Genomic DNA, 303 nt, shown 5'->3' with positions numbered 1-303 from the left:
ACAAGTAGGGGGCTACCCCGAATACAAGGGAAAACCATACAAAGATTCCGATGGTGACGGACTGCCCGATAAGTGGGAGAAAAAATACGGCCTCGATCCCCGCGACCCGTCAGATGCCAACGGCGATGTCAATGGTGACGGATATACCAATATAGAGAAATATATCAATGGTATTGACCCCACCGTAAAAGTGGACTGGAAAGACCCGGAAAACAATACCGATACCCTACAAGGTGTTAAAGGAGGATTATTGCAATAACCATGCTTATAAGACCGTAAAACCCGATAAACATTTTGTTTATT

At 44.6% G+C, this 303-nt stretch carries 1 pseudogene; it reads left to right on the top strand.

Annotation, left to right across the window (positions count from 1 at the left end):
* Positions 1-259 (top strand): annotated as a pseudogene (locus ED312_RS07490) (polysaccharide lyase); the annotation flags it as partial.
* Positions 260-303 lie beyond the last annotated feature (44 nt).

It is taken from the genome of Sinomicrobium pectinilyticum, from assembly GCF_003725735.1.
GTDB classification, from domain to species: Bacteria; Bacteroidota; Bacteroidia; order Flavobacteriales; family Flavobacteriaceae; genus Sinomicrobium; species Sinomicrobium pectinilyticum.
This window is presented reverse-complemented; position numbering and strand designations above follow the sequence as displayed.